At 56.5% G+C, this 24,227-nt stretch carries 20 protein-coding genes; 16 read left to right on the top strand and 4 right to left on the bottom strand.

What is annotated here, in order from left to right; translation table 11 throughout:
- Positions 1-13 precede the first annotated feature (13 nt).
- From EYR88_RS10280 to EYR88_RS10265, 4 genes are all read left to right on the top strand, one after another.
- A complete protein-coding gene (locus EYR88_RS10280; RefSeq protein ID WP_131089551.1) occupies positions 14-1,018 on the top strand; it encodes a LacI family DNA-binding transcriptional regulator in 1,005 nt (334 codons plus the stop codon).
- 220 nt (positions 1,019-1,238) lie between these two features.
- Entirely contained in the window at positions 1,239-2,234 is a 996-nt protein-coding gene (locus EYR88_RS10275; RefSeq protein ID WP_131089550.1) for a sugar ABC transporter substrate-binding protein, read from the top strand.
- A gap of 75 nt (positions 2,235-2,309) precedes the next feature.
- On the top strand, positions 2,310-3,374 hold the full coding sequence (locus tag EYR88_RS10270; protein WP_131089549.1) for an ABC transporter permease: 1,065 nt from the start codon (positions 2,310-2,312) through the stop codon (positions 3,372-3,374).
- An 18-nt stretch (positions 3,375-3,392) separates the two neighbouring features.
- Positions 3,393-4,286 carry an ATP-binding cassette domain-containing protein gene (locus EYR88_RS10265; protein ID WP_131089548.1) on the top strand — a complete coding sequence of 298 codons (894 nt, stop codon included), beginning with the start codon at positions 3,393-3,395 and terminating at the stop codon, positions 4,284-4,286.
- Between the two features lie 64 nt (positions 4,287-4,350).
- On the opposite strand, the gene EYR88_RS10260 is transcribed toward EYR88_RS10265, so the two are convergent.
- Both EYR88_RS10260 and EYR88_RS10255 read right to left on the bottom strand, forming a co-directional pair.
- Positions 4,351-5,352 carry a Gfo/Idh/MocA family oxidoreductase gene (locus tag EYR88_RS10260; RefSeq protein WP_131089547.1) on the bottom strand — a complete coding sequence of 334 codons (1,002 nt, stop codon included), beginning with the start codon at positions 5,350-5,352 and terminating at the stop codon, positions 4,351-4,353.
- 28 nt (positions 5,353-5,380) lie between these two features.
- Complete coding sequence (locus EYR88_RS10255) at positions 5,381-6,265, bottom strand: sugar phosphate isomerase/epimerase family protein (protein WP_131089546.1); 885 nt, start codon at positions 6,263-6,265, stop codon at positions 5,381-5,383.
- A 513-nt stretch (positions 6,266-6,778) separates the two neighbouring features.
- On the opposite strand from EYR88_RS10255, the gene EYR88_RS10250 reads away from it, so the two are divergent.
- The 11 genes from EYR88_RS10250 to galK all read left to right on the top strand — a co-directional run bounded on the left by EYR88_RS10250 (position 6,779) and on the right by galK (position 21,177).
- On the top strand, positions 6,779-8,254 hold the full coding sequence (locus EYR88_RS10250) for a sugar porter family MFS transporter (protein WP_131089545.1): 1,476 nt from the start codon (positions 6,779-6,781) through the stop codon (positions 8,252-8,254).
- A 226-nt stretch (positions 8,255-8,480) separates the two neighbouring features.
- Positions 8,481-9,542 (top strand): substrate-binding domain-containing protein, encoded by a 1,062-nt coding sequence (locus tag EYR88_RS10245; protein WP_131089864.1) that lies wholly within the window; start codon positions 8,481-8,483, stop codon positions 9,540-9,542.
- 163 nt (positions 9,543-9,705) lie between these two features.
- Positions 9,706-11,319 (top strand): FGGY-family carbohydrate kinase, encoded by a 1,614-nt coding sequence (locus EYR88_RS10240; protein WP_131089544.1) that lies wholly within the window; start codon positions 9,706-9,708, stop codon positions 11,317-11,319.
- Positions 11,320-11,354: 35 nt separating this feature from the next.
- Positions 11,355-12,071 carry an L-ribulose-5-phosphate 4-epimerase gene (locus EYR88_RS10235; protein ID WP_131089543.1) on the top strand — a complete coding sequence of 239 codons (717 nt, stop codon included), beginning with the start codon at positions 11,355-11,357 and terminating at the stop codon, positions 12,069-12,071.
- A gap of 7 nt (positions 12,072-12,078) precedes the next feature.
- A complete protein-coding gene (araA, locus tag EYR88_RS10230; protein WP_131089542.1) occupies positions 12,079-13,590 on the top strand; it encodes an L-arabinose isomerase in 1,512 nt (503 codons plus the stop codon).
- A 184-nt stretch (positions 13,591-13,774) separates the two neighbouring features.
- The gene (chvE, locus tag EYR88_RS10225) at positions 13,775-14,947 is read left to right on the top strand and encodes a multiple monosaccharide ABC transporter substrate-binding protein (RefSeq protein WP_131089541.1); all 1,173 of its coding nucleotides are present in this window, start codon (positions 13,775-13,777) and stop codon (positions 14,945-14,947) included.
- Positions 14,948-15,038: 91 nt separating this feature from the next.
- On the top strand, positions 15,039-16,577 hold the full coding sequence (gene mmsA / locus EYR88_RS10220; protein ID WP_131089540.1) for a multiple monosaccharide ABC transporter ATP-binding protein: 1,539 nt from the start codon (positions 15,039-15,041) through the stop codon (positions 16,575-16,577).
- Entirely contained in the window at positions 16,574-17,755 is a 1,182-nt protein-coding gene (gene mmsB / locus EYR88_RS10215; protein ID WP_131089539.1) for a multiple monosaccharide ABC transporter permease, read from the top strand. The genes mmsA and mmsB overlap by 4 nt, the downstream gene beginning before the upstream one ends.
- Positions 17,756-17,875: 120 nt before the next feature.
- The gene (locus EYR88_RS10210) at positions 17,876-18,820 is read left to right on the top strand and encodes an aldose 1-epimerase family protein (protein WP_131089538.1); all 945 of its coding nucleotides are present in this window, start codon (positions 17,876-17,878) and stop codon (positions 18,818-18,820) included.
- 54 nt (positions 18,821-18,874) lie between these two features.
- Positions 18,875-19,984 carry a galactose-1-phosphate uridylyltransferase gene (gene galT, locus EYR88_RS10205; RefSeq protein WP_131089537.1) on the top strand — a complete coding sequence of 370 codons (1,110 nt, stop codon included), beginning with the start codon at positions 18,875-18,877 and terminating at the stop codon, positions 19,982-19,984.
- Positions 19,981-21,177 carry a galactokinase gene (galK, locus tag EYR88_RS10200; RefSeq protein WP_131089536.1) on the top strand — a complete coding sequence of 399 codons (1,197 nt, stop codon included), beginning with the start codon at positions 19,981-19,983 and terminating at the stop codon, positions 21,175-21,177. The genes galT and galK overlap by 4 nt, the downstream gene beginning before the upstream one ends.
- 24 nt (positions 21,178-21,201) lie before the next feature.
- Here the strand turns inward: galK and EYR88_RS10195 are convergent, their stop codons facing one another.
- Positions 21,202-22,968, bottom strand: coding sequence for a GNAT family N-acetyltransferase (locus tag EYR88_RS10195; RefSeq protein WP_131089535.1), 1,767 nt, complete (start codon positions 22,966-22,968; stop codon positions 21,202-21,204).
- Positions 22,969-23,018: 50 nt separating this feature from the next.
- Between EYR88_RS10195 and EYR88_RS10190 the strand changes: the two genes are divergently transcribed.
- Entirely contained in the window at positions 23,019-23,825 is an 807-nt protein-coding gene (locus EYR88_RS10190) for an alpha/beta hydrolase (protein ID WP_131089534.1), read from the top strand.
- Here the strand turns inward: EYR88_RS10190 and EYR88_RS10185 are convergent.
- Positions 23,822-24,169, bottom strand: coding sequence for a hypothetical protein (locus EYR88_RS10185; RefSeq protein ID WP_131089533.1), 348 nt, complete (start codon positions 24,167-24,169; stop codon positions 23,822-23,824). The genes EYR88_RS10190 and EYR88_RS10185 overlap by 4 nt on opposite strands.
- Between the last annotated feature and the right edge of the window lie 58 nt (positions 24,170-24,227).

Genomic DNA, 24,227 nt, shown 5'->3' with positions numbered 1-24,227 from the left:
ACGACTAACTGCCATGTCGCAGACGCCAAGTTCTCGCCCAACCATCCGTGATGTCGCCAAGCATGCGGGGGTTTCTAAGTCCCTCGTATCCTTGGTGCTCTCGGATCCGAGCAAGGTCAGTTCGCTACGGCGCTCAAGAGTTGAAGATTCAATTCGTGAGCTCGGCTATCAACCCAATTTGGCTGCCCGCTCTCTAGTCTCCGAAAACCGTCATGCCATTGGCGTGGTCTTGGGCGAACTGCATAATCCGTGGGTACTGGAAGTTGCTGAGGTGGTGCGTGAGCAGTTGCAGGCCGCAGGGTTTGACGTGTTGTTCAGTGCCGCCGCCATTCATGATGGGCAAGGCATTGGACCGGCGGAACTCCAAGCGCTACGCGATTTGAGAGTCAGTGGAATCCTCGTTGTGGGTTCCGCTGACGATGCGGTGAGCTTCGAATCTGTACTGGGTGAAACACCTGCGGTATTTGTTGGTAGTGGGCGCGAGTCGCAAGCGAATACCGCGGTGGTCTCCGTTGATGATGCGCAGGGATTTGGCTTGGTGATAGATCACTTGGTGGGTCGTGGTCATGTGCAAATTACCCATATTTCCGGTGGCGCTGGTCCAGTGGCTGCACTGCGCGAGTCTGCCTATCATCGGGCCATGCAACGGCATTCGCTGAGTCAGCATGTGCAAGTAGTTGAAGCTGGCCCGAGCCTTCAAGCCGGATACGAATCCGTGCGGCAGATATTGGCTTCTGGTGCGCGGCCTGATGCGCTGGCTTGCTTCAATGATTTGTGTGCCTTTGGTGTGATTCAGGCCCTGGATGAGGCCGGCGTAGATACTGCGGTGACCGGCTATGACAATATTTCTTTGTCATCATTGAAAAGAATTTCACTGACTAGCGTCGACTCGGATTTTCAAGATATGGGTCGCAGCAGTGCCCGGCTCTTGCTTCAGTTAATGCGCAATCCACACGGAAAATTCTCACGTCAGTTGATGATTTCTCCGCGACTTATCGTGCGATCTTCCTCCCAGTAGCAGCACCTAAATCGCGTTCTTTCCGGTGTCAAGTCAGGGTGTCTGATGGTGCCCAATCTCGTAATCACATCCTTATGTCTTTACAAAGTCTTGACGGATTCGATTCCGTCGCGCAGACTTTAGACATCTTGTGACTCGGATCACGAAATTCTTGAACAAACGGCTCGCCCACGGGGATGTATGGGGTGCGCCGGTGGATTCCTGAAGGGGAAAAATGAATATGGGAAAGCCTATGTGGCGCAAACTCGCAGTGTCGCTAGTTATCGTTCCGGTTCTTGGACTTGCAGCCTGCTCTTCCTCGGGTGGACGAGCTCCAGAGCCTGAAAGCAATTCAGCCGCTGGGACCGTCGCAGCAACCGATCGCATCAAAATCGCAGTGATCACCCACGCACCTCCAGGAGATACCTTCTGGGACATCATCCGCAAGGGCGCCGAAGAGGCTGCCGCCAAAGACAATGTTGAATTGCAGTACCTGGGTGATCCTGACGGTGGACGTCAATCCCAGCTGATTGAGCAGGCAATCGATCAGGGCGTGGACGGCATCGCCGTCACCCTAGCCAAACCAGATGCCATGGCCGGTGCGCTGAAGAGGGCCTCCGATGCAGGAATCTCCATCGTCAGCCTCAACGCTGGTGAAGACCGATTTAAGGAGTTGGGAGCATTTGCCCACTTCGGTTCGGATGAGAAGCTTGCCGGCGAAGCTGCCGGAGAAAAGCTCAAAGCGGAGGGCATCAAAAAGCCAATTTGTGTCATTCAGGACCAAGGGCACGTTGGTCTTGAAGCACGTTGTGCCGGTGTGAAAAAAGTCGTTCCAGGCACCGAAGTGCTCTACGTACAGGGCACCGATATGACTCAGGTTGAGTCCACAACCACAGCCAAGCTGCAGGCTGACAAGCAAGCTGATGCAATCATCGGATTGGGCGCCCCAATCACGATGACTCTGCTCAAGGCCAAGGCGACGGCAAATTCTGAGGTCGCGGTAGCTTCCTTCGACATGAATTCGCAGTTGGTAGGTGAAATCACCAAGGGCAACGTGCTGTTCACGGTAGACCAGCAGCCATGGTTGCAGGGCTACATGGCAGTTGACTCCCTCTGGCAAAACAAGCGTGGCGGTTTCACCATCGGAGGTGGCAAAGCAACTTTGACCGGTCCGGCCATCATCGATAAGGCCGTGGCAGAAAACATCACCAGTTTCGCCGAAGAAGGCGTCCGCTAGCCACGTCCCGCCGTTACGCGTCGCGCTGCAACTTTTAGCAGCGCGACGCGTAGCTAGGACACGGAGGAAAAACTCATGTCATCAATAACAGCTTCACCTTCGCATAAGAAAAAATCTGCCACGACAGATGAGCGAGTCGGCAAGAAGAGCACCCTGTCGATTCTTCTGGGCCGACCAGAAATCGGTGCCCTCGTGGGAGCCGTCGCACTGTTTATCTTCTTCGCTATCGTCGCGCCGGTGTTCCTATCGCCGGCATCCCTAGCTACGGTCCTTTACGGTGCATCAACCATCGGCATTATGGCCGTTGGTGTGTCACTGCTGATGATCGGTGGCGAATTTGACCTGTCTACCGGTGTCGCCGTGATTTCATCGGCACTGAGTGCCTCGTTGGTCTCCTGGTATTTCGGGCTCAACGTCTGGGTTGGCATCGTGGTTGCGCTGCTGGTTTCAATGCTCATCGGATTCATCAACGGAATTATCTTGATCAAGACAAAGTTGCCTTCGTTCATTGTGACGCTGGCGAGTTTCTTGATGCTCACAGGACTGAACCTCGGGCTTACCCGCGCCATCGGAGGATCCGTTTCCTCACCTTCCATTGCGAATATGGAAGGCTTCCAAAGCGCTAAAGCGGTGTTTGCTTCATCCGTGAATATCGGGGGCATCGAGGTCAAGGTCACCGTATTCATCTGGTTGGCCATGGTTCTTATCGCTTCCTGGATCTTGCTGCGCACCAAAGTTGGAAACTGGATCTTCGCCATTGGTGGCGACGAAAAAGCGGCCCGTGCTGTCGGTGTTCCGGTAGTTCGCACCAAGATTGGCCTGTTCATGGCCGTCGGATTCTGCGGTTGGGTGCTGGGCATGCACAATCTGTTTGCCTTTGACTCGGTGCAGTCCGGTGAAGGCATTGGTAACGAATTCCTTTACATCATTGCCGCAGTAATCGGCGGCTGCCTGCTGACCGGTGGTTACGGTTCTGCCATCGGCGGCGCCATTGGTGCCTTCATCTTTGGCATGGCCAACAAGGGCATTGTCTACGCCGAATGGAACCCAGACTGGTTCAAGTTCTTCCTGGGTCTAATGCTGCTACTGGCCACGGTTGTAAACATCGTGGTGAAAAAACGCGCGGAATCCAGCAAGTAGGAAGCCAAGGACAAAATGATGAAGACTCGAAAGAACAAAAAGACCGAAGAGCTCCTCGAAAAGCTCGAACCCAAAACAAGTGACAACCTGCTGACCTTCAAAGGCGTTGGTAAGCACTATGGCAGCATCATCGCCCTGCGTGATGTGGACATGGTGGTGGATCCAGGCAAGGTCACCTGCGTGCTCGGCGACAACGGAGCCGGCAAGTCCACGTTGATCAAGATCATCGCCGGGCTTCACCAACACGACGAAGGTGAATTTATGCTGCACGGTTCGGCCATCAAGCTCAAGAGTCCACGCGTTGCGTTGGATGCCGGTATCGCCGCCGTGTACCAAGATTTGGCCGTGGTTCCACTCATGCCGATCTGGCGTAACTTCTTCCTCGGATCGGAACTGACCACCGGTGTCGGCCCTTTCAAGAAGCTTGATGTGCAGAAGATGAAGGACATCACCAAGCAAGAACTCTCCGACATGGGGATCGATCTGCGAGATGTGGAGCAGCCTATCGGCCAGCTCTCCGGTGGTGAACGACAGTGTGTAGCCATCGCCCGTGCAGTGTACTTCGGTGCCAAGGTCTTGATCCTTGATGAGCCAACCGCAGCCCTTGGAGTTAAGCAGTCCGGCGTGGTGCTGCGTTACATCCTGCAGGCCCGCGATCGTGGATTGGGCGTCATCTTCATTACGCACAACCCGCACCACGCTTATCCGGTGGGCGACTCGTTCTTGCTGCTCAAGCGTGGTCGCTCTATTGGTTACTACTCCAAGTCGGAAATCACCGTCGGAGAGCTGACCGCTCAGATGGCCGGTGGTGCCGAACTAGCCGAGCTGGCTCATGAGCTTGAACAGCTGGGTGGGCACGATGAAGAGCTATCTGAGGCAGAGGCGGGCGCCACATCTCAGACAACAGCTTAAGAGAATCAACAGGTAAGGCCTGGGCTTCACTCTCGTGAAGCCCAGGCCTTACCTGTTGTCGAGATTAGAGCGAGTAGTCAATCACTTCGCTACGCCCACTGGCCACAGAACGTACTGCAGCCTGAGCGATGGCTTGAGATTTGAGCCCCTCACGCAACGTGATCGGAACTTCTAGGTCTTCTTCTAGTGCCTGAACGAAGGCACCCAAGCTCGCTGCATAGGTTGGCTGAACCCTATCGAACCAGTTGTTGTGCAAGCCATGGCTTTGCCTTTTCTCGCCGTGAAACAGCGTGACATTGCCGGAAGGATGCCGTTCAGATTCGACCATTCCCTCTGAACCTAGTGCTTCGATTCGTTCGTCGTAACCGTAGTTGGTATGTCGCACACAATCGATTTGCGCCAGTGCCCCGTCACCGAAGAGCAATGAACTAATGGAAGTATCAACATCACCGAATTCGGCAATTTCAGGGGCCGTTAGCGCGGAGCCAAAAGCGTGCATCTGGACGGGGTCCTGTCCGGTGATCCACCGAGCCAAATCGTAAAAATGCACCGCTTGATCACGGAACTGACCACCGGAGGTTCTCAGGTAGTCCACCGGTGGCAATGCCGGTCCACGGGAGGTCAGCTGAAGAAGCGAGATATCGCCAATCTTTCCCGTGCGCACACAGTCTTTGAGTTCTGCGTGGGCTCGGTCAAAGCGTCGATTGAAATTCACCATGGCTTTAATGCCGGAACGTTCAACGTAAGCAACCGTGGATTTGGCAGTCTCCAAGTCCAGATCGATGGGCTTTTCTACTAGCGCCGCCAAACCGGCATCGGCGGCAAGCTTAAGATTCTGCGCATGAGAATCCGTTGACGACGCAATGAATACTGCATCAAGCTCGCTATCGCTAAAAATCTGATCAAGACTCTGGGCGACCCCGGCCCCATGCTGATTGGCCAACATTGCAGCACGTTGGGTATCAAGGTCGTAGACCCATCTGAAGTCAACATTTGGGTTTGAAGCCAGATTTTGCGCGTGGACCGAACCGATAAAGCCAGCGCCGATAAGGGCAAATCGTTGCATTGCAGGTTCCTTACTGAGGTATTCGTGCTTAGGAAATCATGATGTCGAGCAGGTTGCGCATGGTGCTGGCGACCTTGTGGAAGTCGTGTTCATTGGCGCGATCCGAGAACATTTCCGAGACCCACCAGCCGTCGTAGCCGGTGGACTTCACCGCATCCACCCACTGTTGCAATGGGATGGCGCCGCCGCCGATCACCACATTGCGGTGCACATCTTGGGTGGGGACATCGCGTTCACGATCTAGGTCTAACCCGTCGGAGATATGGACGGCTTTGATGATTTCCTTGGGGAGGGCGGCGACCTCTTGCAAGGTGTCACCAACGCTCCAGAAGTGCCACGTATCTAGGGCGATACCGACGTTATCCTGACCGGACCGTTCAATAATTTCTAGGGCTTGGCGGCATCGGTTGATGTTGGACCATGCCAATGGTTCTAGGTAGATCTCTAGTCCGTGCTCGGCGGCGATTAGTGCTGCCGCCGAGACGTTGTCGGCTGCGATACTAAGTGCTTGCGATTCTGATAATCCAAGGGTTCCGCGGTAGCGCCCATCGGAGGCCGCAAGACTTCCGGACTTGAAATCCTTAACCACGTTCCAGTCCACTGGTCCGGTACACATTTGAAGGATTGGTGCTTCGACCACGGTTGCGATTTCGGCCATGCGCCTAACTTCCAGAAGCATTTCTTCCCGTGCCTTGCCCTGACGTTCGAGGTCCAGGACTGCACCAATTCCGGTAACTTCAAGGCCGGTAAGCATGTCTGGGAGCGTGTGTACCGAGTAGCCAGCATCGAGGTAGCGGTAGAGCTTTGGGCTCTGTAGTTCGATACCGCCGAATCCTGCTGACTTAGCTGTGGCGATATCGGTGGCCACGTTTCCATAAAAACTTGTGGTGACGTTCATGGACAGTTTTGCCATGGGTCCTCCTTGACTTTGGCAGCGATTACTTGAGGATCATATGTACAGTTGTCAGTACAAAGATTATTATGAATCTTATGCCCAGATGCCACCGGAAAGATAGACACTGATGAGCAATCTTTTGCTGGAACTGAGTGAATACACGCGGTGACAGATAATTCATGCGATCGGGTATCTGAAGGACGAGTTTGCACCCGAGGAGCGCAGCAGTTAGATCTTTGTTCCGGTTTCGCCGAAGTGAAATCTAGTCATCTCGATCTCCGCGTGATCAAGGCAGGGCAGTGAGTTTGGACGGGCCTGCGTTCGATGAAACTATTAGGGTTGGGCGAGACTGGGAAAACCAATCGTCGGTGAAGATCAGGGTCATGCTGAATGTTGCATAACAGGGTATTCAGACGAAAAGGTCAATCCTTCCCGCCCTTGTTGCACCGAGAGAAAACGACTGGATCGCAGAGGATCCAGTGAACGACACAGGCCGACCACGCTTTTCTCCGGGCCGTCCGAAGGAGTTTTATGTCCAGTGCGCAGAATCTTGCTGCCGAATCGAGTCTGCCGCGGCTGACTAAGGGCCCGCATTCCAAGCGTTTGGGACTCATCTCGATTGTTGCTTGCTTTGGTGGACTGCTCTTTGGCTATGACACGGGTGTTGCCAACGGTGCTGAAGGTCCCATGGCCGCGGAGCTTGGCCTAAACCTCTTGCAAGTTGGCGTTGTGATTAGCTCTTTGGTCTTCGCCGCCGCACTCGGAGCGCTCATCTCGGGTCAGATCGCTGATTCGTGGGGCCGGCGCAAAACCATCGTCGCACTGGCCATCTTGTTCTTCATTGGAACTCTTTTTGTGGTCTTCTCTCCGGCGGGCCCAGAATCAGGAACCTTCTCTCTAGCGGGGTTCAGCGTTCTGGTCGCCGGACGCATCATGCTTGGCCTGGCCGTGGGTGGCGCATCCACCGTGGTGCCTGTTTACCTGGCAGAACTGGCTCCCTACGAGATTCGTGGTTCCATTACCGGTCGTAACGAGCTAGCTATCGTTGCTGGTCAGCTTGCTGCCTTCGTGATGAACGCTATTTTGGGCACCTGGCTTGGCGGAAGTATGGACGGTGTCTGGCGCATCATGTTCTCTATCTGTGCGTTGCCAGCCCTGGTTCTGTTCTTCGGAATGTTGCGCATGCCAGAATCTCCTCGATGGCTAGTCGAGAAGGGGCACTACGACAAGGCACTCGGTGTGCTTAATACTGTCCGTTCACCTGATCGAGCGCTCGCCGAGGTGCAAGAAATTCAGATCGTAGCCGAAAGGGAACATCTGAAAAATAAGCCCGTAGGTATCAAGGCGGTGTTGACCAACAAATGGCTGATGCGCATTGTTTGTGTTGGTATCGGCGTTGCAACGATGCAGCAGCTCACCGGCATTAACTCGATCATGTACTACGGAACACGAGTGCTGGAAGAAGCGGGCATGACCGCGCAACAGGCGGTCTTGGCCAATATCGCTTTTGGCGTCGTTGCTGTGATTGGTGGCGTGATTGCCCTGCGCAATATGGACCGTCTTGATCGCCGCAAGACCTTCATTATTGGTCTGTCCTTGACCACCACGTGCCACTTGTTAGTAGCCTTCGCCAGCATGGTGCTGCCCGTGGGAAACGCGCTACGCCCAATTGTCATTTTGATTCTGGTCGTAGCTTTTGTGGCCTCAATGCAAACTTTTCTGAGCGTTGCCGTGTGGGTTTGGCTAGCTGAAATCTTCCCGCTGCACATGCGTGGTTTAGGCATCGGTATCTCGGTGTTCTTTGGGTGGGGCACCAATGGTGTGTTGACGCTCTTTTTCCCATCGTTGGTATCCGGTGTTGGGATCACTGGCTCCTTCTTTATCTTTGCAGGTGTTGGCGCACTGGCGCTGTGGTTCGTGGCTACCCAGGTTCCAGAGACACGTGGACGCACCCTCGAAGCACTCGAAGAAGATGTCTCCAACGGAGCGATTTACCAGGTTCGGTAAGTTCTCAACACGGCCGAATGTGCAGATCCGGACTTATTAATGCGTCCCGAGAATCAAGACTTCTATCCAGACGCAGAGTTCAGGCAAATCAGGGAAAATAACCGCGATCTAGAGGATATTGGCATGTAAATATACATATGCCTGACGAGGTATATAGTTCTATGCCGGGTTATAGAGGTCAGGGTTGCCCTGCTCGACAGTAGTCAAAGCGCTGGTCTTTGCAATAATGACCGTTGTGAACATTGCTCAGCCCGGTGAAGGCCACCCAAGTAACAGGCCCCCGTCAATGGCGGATGTGGCGGCCCTGGCAGGGGTGTCGCACCAGACTGTCTCACGCGTGCTCAACGACCACCCAAACGTCAGAGCCGGAACGCGTGATCAGGTGATGGAAGCAATCCGTCAACTTGGATATCGTCGCAATCGAGCTGCCCGCGCACTTGCCACATCGCACTCCAGCACCATTGGTATTTTGACCATCGGTAGTGAGTTTTTCGGACCGCAATCCACCGTCCTAGCCATCGAAGCTGCTGCCCGCGCGCAAGGCTACTTCGTGACCGTGACCGCCCTGGATCGCTACGACGCCCACAGCTCAACCGAAGCTTTGAATCACTTGGTTGACCAAGGTGTGGATGGCGTGGTGATGGTTGCGCCGTTCGAAAAGGTGATTGACGCCTTGGACGATGCGGCGCTCAAAATTCCGGTGGTGGTTGTCGCAGCTCGCACCACGGTGCCCGAATCAGATCCGGCCCATTACGTCTATGTTGACCAGCGTGAAGGCGCGCGCATAGCTACTGGCCATCTCTTGGCTTTAGGTCACCGCAAAATCGCCCATGTTTCTGGACCAACCGGCTGGTTTGACGCCACTGAACGCCAAATCGGCTGGCAAGAAAAAATGCTGGAAGCTCAAGCTCCGGTCATCGAAGTGCCTGCCGAATCTTGGTTGGCACCGAGCGGTTATGAGGCGGGCAAGAGGCTGGTCGATTCGGTGCGCGCTGGGGAAGTGACCGCCGTGTTTGCCGCCAATGATTATCTGGCCACTGGCATCTTGCGCGCCTTCTGGGAAGCCGGAGTGGAGGTGCCAACGGACGTTTCGGTGATTGGTTTTGACGATCTGCAGATTTCTAATTTCCTTATCCCATCGCTGACCACTGTTCGTCAGCCTTTTAGGGATGTCGGCCATGCAGCACTCACGGAATTGCTCGAAGGTGTCACCGCCGATAAAACCCCAAAGGTGATCGCTCCAACGCTGGTCATTCGCGCAAGCACGGCACCTCCAAAGTCTCAGTAATCGTCTTCTAGTTGCCAGTATTTTGAAATCGGTGTTGCGCATCACAAATTGTTAGCGCTAACATTGCATCGAGGTTCTGTTCTGCTCGACGCTGTTTTTTCACGCATCGAGCAGCGGACGATGGCAATGGCGCTGCTCAACGAGCTGTGCGAACGGAGAATTCATGGCAACACAGCTCAACGGGTCAACGGCCCGAGAGATCATCACCAACGGTCAGGCCGTGCTGGGCATCGAGTTCGGTTCAACGAATATCAAAGCCAGCCTGATTGGTCCTGATCACCAGCAGCTAGCCAGCGGCAGCCACGCGTGGGAAAACCAGTACCAAAACAAAAACTGGACCTACTCCCGCGAAGCGATCATTGCCGGACTTCAAGATTGCATGGCACGGGTGCTTACCGATGCCCAAGCGCGTCACGGGGTACGCCCAACGCAGCTTGGATCCATCGGAATATCTGCCATGATGCATGGCTACCTAGCCTTTGATTCCGAAGGTGAATTGCTTGTCGACTTCCGCACCTGGCGCAACACCTCGACCGCCGAGGCTGCCGCCAAGCTCAGCGAAGAACTGAACTTCAACATCCCGCAGCGCTGGTCCGTAGCCCACTACTTCCAAGCACTGCTTGACCACGAAGAACATGTCCCACAGGTAGCTCACCTGAACACTCTGGCCGGGTTCGTTCACGAGCAATTGACCGGAAAATTTGTGCTTGGCGTGGGCGATGCAGCAGGAATGTTCCCCATCGACTCAGCTACCGGTAGCTACGACGCCAGCATGCTGGCCAGCTTCGACGCCCTAGCGCAACAGCAAGGTGCTACCGGTTCACTTCTTGGTCTATTGCCTCAGGTCTTGCCTGCTGGCGGCGATGCTGGATCACTCACCGAGGCCGGGGCATTACTGCTTGATCCCACCGGACAGCTCAAGCCAGGAACCGCATTGTGCCCTCCGGAAGGGGATGCCGGAACAGGCATGGTCGCCACCAATTCCGTGGCAGTGCGCACCGGCAACATCTCGGCCGGCACCTCCATTTTTGCCATGGTGGTTCTTGATGCTCCATTGACCGAAGTGCACCACGAAATCGATGTAGTCGCCACCCCGGACGGAAGCTCAGTGGCCATGGTCCACTGCAACAACGGGGCCAGCGAATTTGCTGCCTGGGCCCAAGTTTTCGGACAGTTCGCCCAAGCCTTAGGACACAAGGCCGATGAGAACACGGTCTTCGAAACCCTCTTGGGTTCAGCCCTCGACGGAGCCGCAGATGGCGGCGGACTTTTGGCCTACAACAACCTATCCGGCGAACCGGTGGCGAACTTGGCAGAAGGTCGCCCAGCGATTCTGCGAACACCGGATTCAACGCTGAATCTGGCCAACCTCATGCGCGTTCAGGTCTACTCCATGTTTGCCACCCTCAGCCTTGGCATGCGTGTCTTGGCCGCCGAAGGGGTTGAGGTCAAACAGATGTTTGCCCACGGCGGCATCTTCCGCACCCAAGGTGTGGCCCAACGACTATTGGCAGCCGCGATCAACACCCCGGTACTGGTCGGCGAGAGTGCAGGCCACGGGGGAGCGTGGGGCATTGCGGTGCTCGCGGCTTACCGCCGCCGAGTGCTGGACGGCGTGGATTCAACTCTGCCGGAATTCTTAGATTCCGAGGTCTTTGCTGATGCGCGTTTGTCCCTGGCCGAACCGCAAGAAGCGGATCAAGCTGGCTTCGCTAGCTATCTGAATACCTATGAAGCCGGCCTAGAAATTCAACGAACCGCCATCACCGTCATCTAACTTTTGCCTCAGTTTTTGAACGAAATGAGTAATCAATGAATCAACAACTTTCCCTGGAACGCTACCCGCAATCCATGCGCGATGAAGTGCAACGGGTACGTCAGGTTGTTGCAGATCTGCACGCCGAACTCCCGCGTTATGAGCTGGTGGTGTGGACCGCGGGCAACGTCTCCCAACGAGTACGCCATCCAGAAGTGAGCGACGGCAGCCAGGACCTATTTGTCATCAAGCCGTCCGGTGTTGCCTACGATGACCTGACCGCTGAATCTATGGTGGTCTGCACCCTGGACGGTCAGCTTCTTGAGGGTAAACACGCGCCGTCCTCGGACACCGCAGCGCACGCCTACACCTACGAACACATGCCTGAAGTCGGCGGTGTGGTGCACACCCACTCCACCTATGCCACCGCGTGGGCGGCCCGTGGAGAAGAGATTCCCTGCGTGCTAACCATGATGGCTGACGAGTTTGGTGGGCCCATTCCCGTCGGACCGTTTGCGATCATCGGGGATGACTCCATCGGCCGAGGCATTGTCTCCACGCTGCGCGAATCACGGAGCCCCGCGGTACTGATGGCCAGCCATGGACCCTTCACCATCGGCAAAGATGCCCGAGCTGCCGTCAAGGCGGCAGTGATGTGTGAAGAAGTGGCTCGCACCGTGCATATCGCGCAACAACTTGGGGATCCGCAGCCCATCGATCCCGCACAAATTGACTCGCTCTATGAGCGCTACCAGAACGTTTACGGACAGTAAGGACATCATGACTAAGGCATATAACAACAAAGAAATCTGGTTCTTCACTGGAAGTCAGGACCTCTACGGCGAGGAAACCCTACGCCAGGTGGCCGAGCAGTCCACCGAGGTGGCCCGCGTGTTGGATGCTTCCAGCGAGGTTCCAGCAAAGATCATCTGGAAGCCGGTTCTTAAAGATTCCGAATCGATCCGTCGTGCCATGTTGGAGGCCAATTCGGATGACCAGGTGCTTGGTGTCATCACCTGGATGCACACCTTCAGCCCGGCCAAGATGTGGATCAATGGGCTTAAGGCTTTGCAGAAGCCATTGTTGCACCTGCACACCCAGGCCAATGTTGAACTGCCTTGGGATTCCATTGATTTTGACTTCATGAACCTGAACCAGGCAGCGCACGGCGACCGTGAATACGCCTACTTGGCTACCCGGTTGGGTGCAGCACGAACCACTGTGGTGGGTCACGTATCCAACCCTGCAGTTGCCCGCCGCGTGGGCACCTGGGTTCGCGGTGCAGCAGGCTTTAATGCCATGCAGAACCTGAATCTGGTCCGCTTTGGCGATAACATGCGCAACGTTGCGGTCACCGAGGGGGATAAGACTGAGGCTGAAATTCGCTTTGGTGTTTCGGTGAACACCTGGGCTGTCAACGACCTGGTTCAGGCCGTTGAGGCTGTGGCTGATTCCGAGATTGATGCACTGGTGGCCGAGTACGAACGCGAGTATGACGTCGTTGAAGAACTTCGTGCCGGCGGGGATCGTCACGAGTCGCTGCGCTACGCAGCGCGTCAGGAAATCGCATTGGAAAAATTCCTCGGCGAAGCCAATGCCATGGCGTTCACTACCAACTTTGAGGATCTCGGTGGACTGAAGCAGCTACCCGGTCTGGCAGTACAGCGACTGATGGGCAAGGGTTACGGCTTTGGCGCCGAGGGCGACTGGAAGACCGCGGTTCTGGTCCGTGCCGCCAAGGTGATGGGCGAAGGCCTGCCCGGTGGTGCCTCGCTCATGGAGGACTACACCTACGATCTAACCGAGGGTAAGGAATTGATCCTCGGTGCTCACATGCTCGAGGTTTGCCCCTCGCTGACTACCAGCAAGCCACGTGTGGAAATCCACCCGCTGGGCATTGGTGGCCGCGAAGATCCGGTCCGCATGGTGTTCAATGCAGATGCCACTCAGGGGGCCGTGGTGGTGTCGATGGCAGATATGCGAGAGCGTTTCCGCCTCACCGCCAACGTGGTGGATGTAGTGACCCCACCGGCTGATCTACCGCACCTGCCGGTAGCCCGTGCGGTATGGAGCCCACGACCAAACTTCAACGTGTCGGCAGAGTCGTGGTTGGCTGCCGGTGGAGCGCACCATACGGTGATGTCCACCGCTGCCGGCATCGAAGCTTTTGAAATTTTTGCGGAAATCGCAGGAACTGAACTGCTGGTCATTGACGAAGAAACGACACGACGAAACTTCGCTGCGCAGATTCGAGTGAACCAGAGCTACTACCGTCTGGCCCAGGGTTTCTAGTTCTTAGCTGATTTTTCAGGGTTTTTTGTGCCTTTCAGGCGCATTCTGTGGGCCTGAAAAACGCAATGAGTAAGGATTCTTAATTTATCTTCAATTAGGGCTGGCCTAACCCGCTATGTTAGCGCTAACATGGTGTGAGCCCCGTCTCACTCGCAGAGTGTGGCACATTTTCAAGGAGGAAAAGATGGCATGGAATAACTGGACCCGCAAAGCTGCGGCGACCATTGGTTCCCTCGCACTGATCGGTTCGCTGGCAGCTTGCGGCGGTAGCGGTGCAGGTGGAGGCGCAGGAGCAGGTGGCGGCGAAGAAACCAAAGCACCTGAGGACATGAAGGTCGGCGTAGCAATGCCAACCGAAACTTCCGAGCGCTGGATCGCTGACGGCAAGGCCGTCAAGTCACAGCTGGAAGCAGCGGGCTACGAAGTAGACCTGCAGTTCGCAAACGATGACATCCCTACCCAGCAGCAGCAGATCGACCAGATGATCACCAAGGGTGATGACATTCTGGTGGTGGCCTCGATTGATGGCACCGCACTTTCCACCCAGCTGCAGGCAGCAGCGGATGCGAATATCCCGATCATCTCCTACGACCGTTTGATCAACGGCACCGAAAACGTTGACTTCTACGTCACCTTCGATAACTACAAGGTGGGTGTACAGCAGGCAACCTCGCTGCTCACCGGCCTAGGCCTGTTGGACAAGGACGGCAAGAAGACCGACAAGAAGGGCCCGATGAACATCGAGCTCTTCGCCGGTTCCATTGATGACAACAACGCACACTTCTTCTGGAAGGGTGCAATGGATACGCTCAAGCCATACCTGGATGACAAGACCCTAGTGGTTAAGTCCGGTCAGACCGACATCCAGCAGGCAGCCACCTTGCGTTGGAGCCAGGAAGAGGCTCAGTCGCGCATGGAGGACTTGATCACCGCTCACTACGCCGGTGGCAAGACCAAGATCGACGGTGTGCTCTCACCATTTGATGGCATCTCGCGCGGTATCATCACCGCACTGTCCAACGCTGGTTACGGCAAGTCCATCAAGGGCGGCCTGCCAATCATCAGTGGCCAGGACGCAGAAATCGCTTCGGTAAAGCTCATTGAAGACGGCGTTCAGTACGCCACCATCTTCAAGGACACCCGCAAGCTGGCTACCCAGGCAGTAGAGGCCGTCAAGGCTTACGGTTCGGGCAACGAACCACAGGCCAACGACACCAAGAGCTACGACAACGGCAAGAAGGTCGTTCCATCCTTCCTGCTGGATTCGGACATCGTGGTTAAGGACAACATCAAGTCCTTGCTCGTTGACTCCAAGTACTACACGGCAGAAGAAGTTAAGGCCGGCCGCAGCAAGTAGTCTCCCACGCCCCGCGCTGGCCGCAACACCCTAGGTGTTGCGGCCAGCAACGGGCAGGGTGCTCACAGCACACACCAAGGACGTCTGCACTATGGACACCACCATCCTGCAAATGCAGGAGATCACCAAGACTTTCCCCGGGGTCAAGGCGCTAGACGGCGTCAACCTCTCGGTCCGCACCGGCGAGATTCACGCCATCTGCGGCGAAAACGGCGCCGGCAAATCCACCCTCATGAAGGTACTGTCCGGGGTTTACCCGCACGGTAGCTACGAGGGCCAGATCATTTTTGAAGGCGAAGAGCTCAAAGCCGCGAGCATCAAGGATTCCGAAGCCAAGGGCATCGTGATTATCCACCAGGAACTGGCGCTCGTGCCTTACCTGTCGGTGGCAGAGAATATTTTCCTCGGCAATGAAACCTCCCGCGGTGGCTTCATCGACTGGAACGAAACCAATCACCGAGCCGCCGATCTACTCAAGCGGGTTGGCCTGAATGAACTGCCCATCACCCAGGTAGGTCAGCTGGGCGTTGGCAAGCAGCAGCTGGTAGAAATCGCCAAGGCGCTAAGCAAAAACGTGAAGCTGCTGATCTTGGATGAGCCAACGGCGGCACTGAACGACGATGATTCCGAGCACCTGTTGAACCTTTTGCGCGGACTGCGCGATCAGGGCATCACCTCGATCATCATTTCGCACAAGCTGGGCGAAATCGAAGACATTGCCAATACCACCACGATCATCCGTGATGGCCAGTCCATTGAAGCCTTGGACATGGCCGACCCGGCATCTAACCAGAACCGCATTATCCGCGGCATGGTGGGACGCGAACTGTCCTCACGCTACCCAGAGCGCGAACCGAATATCGGCGAAGTGGTCTTTGAAGTCCGTGACTGGTCGGTACAGCACCCAGTGCAGCAAGAGCGCACCGTGGTAGACCACGCCTCACTGAACGTGCGTGCCGGCGAAATCGTGGGCATCGCAGGACTGATGGGTGCCGGACGAACCGAGCTGGCGATGAGCGTTTTTGGCCACAGCTACGGCCGCAATATCAGCGGCAGTGTGCTGATGGACGGCAAGCCGGTCGACACCTCTACGGTAGGCAAGGCCATCAAGGCGGGCATCGCCTACGTCTCTGAGGACCGCAAGAAGTTCGGGCTGAACCTGATCGAAGATATCCGCGTTAACACCACCGCCGCCGGTCTAGGAAAGATCTCCTCCAACGGCTTTGTGAACGGCAACAAGGAAATTCAGATCGCTGAGCATTACCGCCAGTCCATGCGGATCAAAACCCCCAACGTAATGGCCAAGGTCGGAAACCTTTCGGGCGGTAACCAGCAGAAAGTGGTGCTGGGCAAGTGGTTGCACACCGCACCAGAGCTACTGATCCTCGACGAACCCACCCGCGGTATCGACGTTGGCGCCAAATACGAGATTTACACCATCATCAACGAGCTGGCTGCCGCCGGTAAGGCAGTTCTGGTGATCTCCTCCGAATTGCCCGAACTGCTGGGCATCTGCGACCGTATCTACACTCTGGCCTACGGACGAATGACCGGGCAGCTACCGGCAGCCGAAGCCACTCAGGAACGCCTCATGGAACTCATGACCATCGAGAAGGAAAGCACCCGATGACACTCACAACCGAGTTGAAGGATATCTTCACCAAGAACCTGCGCACCTCGGGCATTTACATTGCCTTCGTGCTCATCGTGGTGCTCTTCAGCATTCTGACCAACGGGCTGCTACTGAGCCCAACCAACATCACCAACATTGTCCTGCAGTACTCCTACGTGCTGATCCTGGCCTTGGGCATGATCATCGTGATTGTCGCCGGGCACATCGACCTCTCGGTGGGCTCACTGGTGGCACTGACCGGCGCGGTCTCTGCGGTACTGATCATCAAGCACGACATGCCTTGGTGGGTTGGCATGCTTGCCGGCATCGCCGTGGGCGCCATCTGTGGTCTGTGGCAAGGATTCTGGGTGGCCTATGTGGGCATCCCGGCCTTCATCGTGACACTGGCAGGCATGTTGCTCTTCCGCGGCTTGACCTACGAAGTGCTCAACAACGTTTCGCTCTCGCCATTCCCAGGCGAGTACGGACAGATCGCCGGTGGCTTCCTGAACGGACTGCTCGGCGGCTACGGTTTTGATACCTTCACCTTGGTGATCGGCGTAATTGCCGTGGCCGGTCTGGTCTACTCGCAGTGGCGCAACCGTCAGGGCCGGATGAAGTACGGCCAGAGTGTTGAGTCCATGGCCATGTTCTTGGGCAAAAACGCGATCACCGCCATCATCATCCTCTGGTTCTTCTGGCAGATCGCTACCAGCCGTGGCATGCCGATTGTGCTGATCATCTTGGCCATTCTGATCCTGGGCTACAACGTACTGACCACACGAACCGTCTTTGGTCGTCACGTTTACGCCATTGGTGGCAACCTTTCGGCAGCTAAGCTTTCGGGTGTGAACGTCAAGAAGATCAACCTATGGATCTTCATCAACATGGGTCTGCTCGCCGGTGTGGCTGGCGTGGTCTTCTCCTCGCGTTCCAACGGTGCACAGCCTGGTGCTGGCAACATGTTTGAGCTGGACGCCATCGCCGCCTGCTTCATCGGTGGAGCATCAACCACCGGTGGTGTAGGCCGAGTTACCGGCGCCATCGTCGGTGGCCTGGTCATGGCGGTACTGTCCAACGGTATGCAGCTGATGGGTGTTGGTGCTTCCAGCCAGCAGATCGTCAAGGGTATCGTGCTGCTGCTGGCAGTAGCCTTCGATATCTACAACAAGCGTCGCGCTGGCGCAGGTAGCTAAGCCACGCAGACCAAGTAAGTGCTCGTTGGGCCCTTCCGCATCGGTGTGGAGGGGCCCAGCGTGTGTCACGACGTTGTCCCGGACTAGTAGAGAAACCTGACCAGCAGAGAAAGAGGAATCATGCACCGCACGAACGAACCTCAAGTGACCGACTTTAATGGTCAGGTGGTGAACCTGGTGGCTCACGGCTTTAGTGCCCAACTGGCCGCCGTTGGCGCCACCTTGGTTAGCCTCGAATATCAAGGCCAGCCGCTGGTCCGGGCCTTTGACCCACAGTTACCTCGCCCTGCATTTTCCGGCGCCATCCTCGCCCCGTGGCCCAACCGGGTGACCGACGGAAGCTACCGCTGGGACGGGACCGAATACCAGCTACCGATCACCGAACCCGAGCGCGGGCATGCCCTGCACGGGCTGGTGGCCGACACCAACTTCAGCCTCACCGACCACAGTGAGCAGAGCGCACAGCTGCGCACAATCATCACCCCGAGCGAAGGCTACCCCTTCCACATAGAGCTGGTCATCAGCTACCAACTGGAAGCCGAAGGCCTGCGCACCACGGCTACCGCCACCAACCTCGGCGACGCCGCAGCCCCCTTCGGTTGGGGTTCGCACGCTTACCTGGTGGCCCCCGGCGAACGGGTGAACCAGTGGACGCTGAGCCTGCCGGCCCAACAGGTGCAGCTGACCCAAGGCCAGCGCCTGCTGCCCACAGAGGTCGTCAACGTGGCCGACACCGAACTAGATTTCCGTGCACCTAAGACACTGGGCACCACCTTCATCGACCATGCCTATACGTCGCTGGAATTTGATGGCCAGAAGCAGACCCGGGCAATTCTCACCGACGCCCATGGTGTGGGTTCGCAAATTATCTGGGATGAAACCTGCCCCTGGGTTCAGGTGCACACCGCGGATCGTGATGATCCCCAGCTGGATCGCACCGGGCTTGCCATTGAACCCATGACTTGCCCACCGGGTGCCTTTAATTCCGGTGAAAACGTCGTCCGGCTTCAACCAGCGGCCACACACCAAGCTAGTTGGCTGATCGGTCCAGTACAGGCCGGCTAAGCGCCGCCCGATAACCAACAGCACCACATTCAAGAATTATCTGGAGAAATTTCCATGCCGCAGGGCAACGCAGCACATGTAGCAACCCACCGAGTTCATCACCTAGCTGACGGACGTCAAGCGATCTTCTTTGCCGACGCCTCGGGCATCGTGCCCGAATGGGTGCATGACGCCCGCGCCTTAGATCCGCGTGGTGAACCCGGGGAACTGCGCTATGACCGGTTGACCGGCGACTGGGTCGCGGTGGCGGCTCACCGCCAGACACGCACCTACCTGCCACCCAAAGACCAGTGCCCATTGTGCCCGAGCGTTGATGGACGCCAGAGCGAAATCCCGGCCGAAGATTTTGACGTAGTGGTCTTTGAAAACCGCTTCCCCTCCTTGGGCCCTGCGCTTGGCCAAATTCCAGAAGTGCCGACCGAACAAGTGCCGCAACCGGCCTACGGACGCTGTGAAGTTGTGGTTTTCACTCCTGATCACGCAGGATCTTTCGCATCGTTAAATGACGAGCGTGCACGCACGGTGGTTCAAGCTTGGGCGCAACGCACCAAAGAGCTTTCGGCGATGGAAGGCATTGCCCAGGTGTTCCCCTTTGAGAACCGCGGGCAAGATATCGGCGTGACCCTGCACCACCCGCACGGTCAGATCTATGCCTACCCGTACCTAACTCCCACGGCCCGCAAGATGGCAGATCAAGCCGTCAAGCACCTAGAAACCACCGGCCGAACGCTAATGGGTAACATCCTGGAATTTGAGCAGGCCGAAGGCACGCGCATGGTGGTGCAAGGTAAACATTTCTCTGTGTTTGTTCCTTATGCTGCACGCTGGCCGGTGGAAGCGCACTTAGTTCCACACCGTCACGTACCGGATTTTGCGGCACTAAACGAGGAAGAAAAAGACGAATTAGCGATCATGTATCGCGATCTTTTACGTCGTTTTGATGCCCTGTATGACACCCCAACTCCGTATATCGCCGCTTGGCATCAGGCTCCGCTAGCTCCCAAGGAACGCGCAGCCTCCCGGTTGCACTTGCAGCTGACCAGCCCACGCAGGGACGTGGACAAATTGAAGTTCCTGGCCGGTTCAGAAGCGGCCATGGGCGCATTTATCAATGACATTCCAGCCGAAACGACGGCCGCAAGATTGCGTGAGGTCACCCTGTGAGCATTAGCGGAAGCAAAGATCACGCTGCACGCGTAGCCGCCCTGCGTGAGAAGTTCACCAAGACTTTTGGGCATCACCCCGAAGGTATCTGGCGTGCACCAGGACGGGTGAACCTGATCGGTGAGCACACCGACTACAACATGGGTTATGTTCTGCCCTTCGCCATCGACAAAAACGCTCTGGTGGCGATCCGCCGAAAGTCCCAACTGGAACCGGAAAGTCAGAGTTTGGACTTCGCATCCACGTACGGGGGCGGTGAAACACTTCCCGTCACCTCAATCACCGTCGACGAGCTGGTGCCTCGGGCTGTGCCCGGCTGGGCGGCCTATCCGGCGGCCGTGGTGTGGGCGCTGAACCAGATCCAGGGCGTTGAGCTGTCCGGGTTTGAACTGTTGGTGGACTCGGATGTGCCTGTGGGTTCTGGCCTGTCCTCTTCTCATGCGATGGAAGTCGGAACTATCGTTGCCCTCAACGATCTCTATGCCTTGGGGCTTTCACATACCCAGATGGCCCTGCTGACCCAGCGGGCAGAAAATGAGTTTGTTGGTGCACCGACAGGCATCATGGATCAAAGTGCCTCGTTGATGTCACAGGCGCAGCACGCGTTGTTCTTGGATTGCCGTTCCATGGATGCCCAAAATGTACCGTTGCCATTGGCGCAGGAAGACGCGGTCATCTTGGTCATGGATACGCGCGTGGAGCATTCGCATGTTGACGGTGGTTATGCGGCACGTCGGCGCGGCTGCGAACAGGCCTGTGAAGTTTTGGGCGTTGACGCGCTTCGCGATGTGGCTAGGGTGGATGACCTTGTTGCCATTGACGATCCAGTCATCAGGCGCCGGGCAAAGCATATTGTCACCGAAAACCAGCGGGTGCTCGATACGGTGAAGGTCTTAAACGAGGCAGATCTGGCTGCTGTAGGGCAGCTGCTGTATCAGTCCCACATATCCATGCGAGATGACTATGAAATCTCCAGCGAAGAGCTTGATACTGCAGTAGAAGCAGCCATGGGTGCCGGCGCCATTGGTGCACGGATGACCGGTGGAGGTTTTGGTGGCAGCGCTATTGCCTTGGTCAAGCGGGACCAGGTTCAGTCGGTCAGCCAAGCGGTGTTGACCGCCTTTGAGCAGGCTGGTTATGTGCAACCGAATATCTTCACCGTGGTTGCTGACGAGGGCGCGGGACGAGCCTAAGCTGGCCGCGCCCTCGGGCGCAGCTTAGAGTTCCAGTTTTAGACCCACATGGCTCTTTTCGTAGCCCAAGCGTGCATAAAACTGGTGCGCCTTGAGCCTTGAGGAATCGGTGGTCAGCTGAGCAAGTCGGGCGCCTCGGGCCCGGCCGTGCGCGTGCGCCCATTCGAGCATTGACCGGCCCACACCTTGGGACCTTTCACTGGCGGCCACACGCACACCTTCGATCTGTAAACGTGTGGTGCCCTTGCGAGAGAGGCCGGGAATGATCGATAGCTGCATCGTGCCGATCACAGCGTCCTGCTCGTCACGCACCACCGCAAGATAGTGGGTGGAGTCGCGGCTGATCTTGTCAAAAGCCCGCTCGTAAGTTATTAGGTCATTGCCTTCGCGCGAAGCACCCAACTCATCATCCGAAAGCAATGCAACAATGGCTGGTACATCGGAGCGTTCGGCACGTTGCACACGGTAACGGCGCTCGCCGAGGCGAAGCAAGCCACCCACTGAAGCGCGCGCCTGCGCACGAAGCTTAAGGATCAGCGCATCCAGCCAGCCACCTACGTGCTCACGGCCCTCAGGGGTATCTGGGTAACGGCACCGTAAGTGCAGTCCGGCATCATCCAAAATGAACCACAGCATGACCCCGTCGGTGCGGATGGTCGCACCAATGTACTGGGCTTCAAGGCCGATGGAGTCCACTCGTACCGGCAGTCGGCGCAGATCCAACCAGGAGATGGCGAACATGCCCGGTTCTTCGGGCATCCCGCCCCAGGGTTCGAGGATGTCTTCCAATGGCCACGAGCCGAGCCGGACCGCCTCTTTAACCGCGGCAGCGCACGCCAGCGGTGCTGGATCTGCGGATTCAATGACCGAGTTGGTGATAAACCAGCCAACAGAATCATCCCATTGGTGATCGTAGCGACTGTGCACGGGGAAGACCGCGCGCAGCGGAGCATCGGCGAAGTCCAACGTCACCGAGGTCATCGCAGAGATCACCGCGGTCAAAGTGGAAACAGAATCTTCCTTGGCTTGGGCTGCAAAGGCAGCACTGTCATCCACATTGAGCACATCACGGACCTCTACCCGCTCCGCATGCGGTACTGGTTCACCCAACGGCAGCGGGAAGCGAGGCATGACCGATCCGCTAGCTTCCAGCACCTGCGCCCAGCGTTGGTGAACCTCTTGTGGGGCTCGTGGCCTTTCGACCATGGCACGGGTGTGCTCGGTGAAGCTGGCTGCGGGTAGTAGCTGAGGATCAACTTCGTCATCGGACAGGCCTAGCGCCCGTAGCAAGTCACGCACGATGACCAGCATTGACCACATGTCTACGTGTGAGTGATCCGAAGCAATGACGATTGTTGACTCTAAGGCGGTCTCTAGTAGGCACAGGCGATGTGATGGTGCGTTAAAAGGGGAACAGGCTTGATCAAACACATCGCGCAGCGCGTCGTTCATCGACTGACCGCTGGCTACCGGGTGCTGCACCCAGGCTCCGGGTGTCACATTGATTTCCTGCAACAGCAGCTCACCGTTCGCATCACGGCTGAATGCAGAGCGCAGTGTTCCGTGGCGGTTAATGACCTCTAACCAAGCTGTAGCTAGCTCATCAAGTTCAACTTTGGTGGGCAGCCTGAAACTGATGGCCATCCACGATCCCGGACGTTCTCCGGCCGACACGTGCCGGCGCTGGTCAAAAGAAATTGGGAGTGCGGCTCCGGTGCGCTGGATCGAAACGTCGTATCCATGCAACTTTCCAAAGGGCAGCCGTAACTGTGCAACGTTCGTCAGTCTCATGGCGTTATCCTATTACCCAAGACTGACTATGACGGAAGCGAACTCGGAATATGGCGAAATTTAGTGTTACCGGGGCTGACCTTGACGTAGAACTGAGCGATGAGGGTGGTCATCCGGTAGTTCAGCTGCATGGATTGACCTCCAGTCGGGCACGCGACCGGGTGCTAAATATGGATCTGGGTCGTGGCCTGAGTGGGACGAGACTGCTTCGTTACGATGCCCGCGGGCACGGTCAGTCCAGTGGCCGCAAGGTGGTTGAGGACTACGAGTGGAAGAACCTCGCCGATGACTTGCTGGCCTTGTTGCACGGGTATTTTCCGAATGAAAAAGTGTACGGTGTTGGGCCATCAATGGGTTGCGCCACCTTGCTGTACGCCGCAATTAAGGAACCTGAACGCTTTTGCGGGCTGACTCTATTGCTTCCGCCTACTGCCTGGGAATCGCGCAAAGCAAAGTCCCTTGCCTATATACACAACGCTGAGCTGCTAGAAGCTGAAGGTTGGGATGCTTTTATCCAGGCCGACATTGATATGCCAGTCCCACCGGCCACTATCGGTAATCCGGTGACTGTGCCGGATAATTCACTGGAATTGTTGCCCACGATTTTTAGAGGTGCTGCTGCCAGCGATCTGCCTCAGCTCGCAGATCTGGCGCGCGTCACCGTTCCCACACATATTCTTGCGTGGACTGAGGATCCGTCCCATCCGGTGGCTACCGCGCAGGCATTGTTGTATGCATTGCCCCAAGCTACGTTGCAAGTGGCGAGCACCCGCGACGAAGTCAACGCCTGGCCACAGATCCTCATGGACAACGTGGCTAAGCATGGTGCCCCGCACTCGGCGGAGCCAGTTCACTAATCCTTCGGAGCTTTCTTATACAGGTGATTAATCAGCGGAGCTAGAAGCAAGTACCCCAACACCGCAGTCAAAGCTGCAATGACGGCAGCCTCATACGTGGTCATGACCAAGCGGTAGCAGGCGAGCATCACGATAAAGGTCATGAGTGCCTGCAGGATGTGCACGGGGAGTTTGTGCGCTGTGTTGAAGACTCTCAGCACGATTCGATCGCTGATTTCACCGAGGGCCAGCACGAGCAAAACAAAAATAATGGTCAACAGTGGTGACCACGGAAGGACTCCGGGTCTAGGGGTGCCGTAGTGCGCGATCCAGAGCGGAGTGAAAAAACCTAGGAGTATTGGCAAGCCTGATGCTAAGGTCACGAGGGCCAGATAGAGCCCCAGTAAGGACCTCTGGTGAGTA

This window comes from Arthrobacter sp. S41 (assembly GCF_004320535.1).
Taxonomy (GTDB): Bacteria; Actinomycetota; Actinomycetes; order Actinomycetales; family Micrococcaceae; genus Glutamicibacter.
The sequence above is the reverse complement of the archived record's forward strand: the minus strand, read 5'-3'. Positions and strand labels throughout refer to the sequence as shown.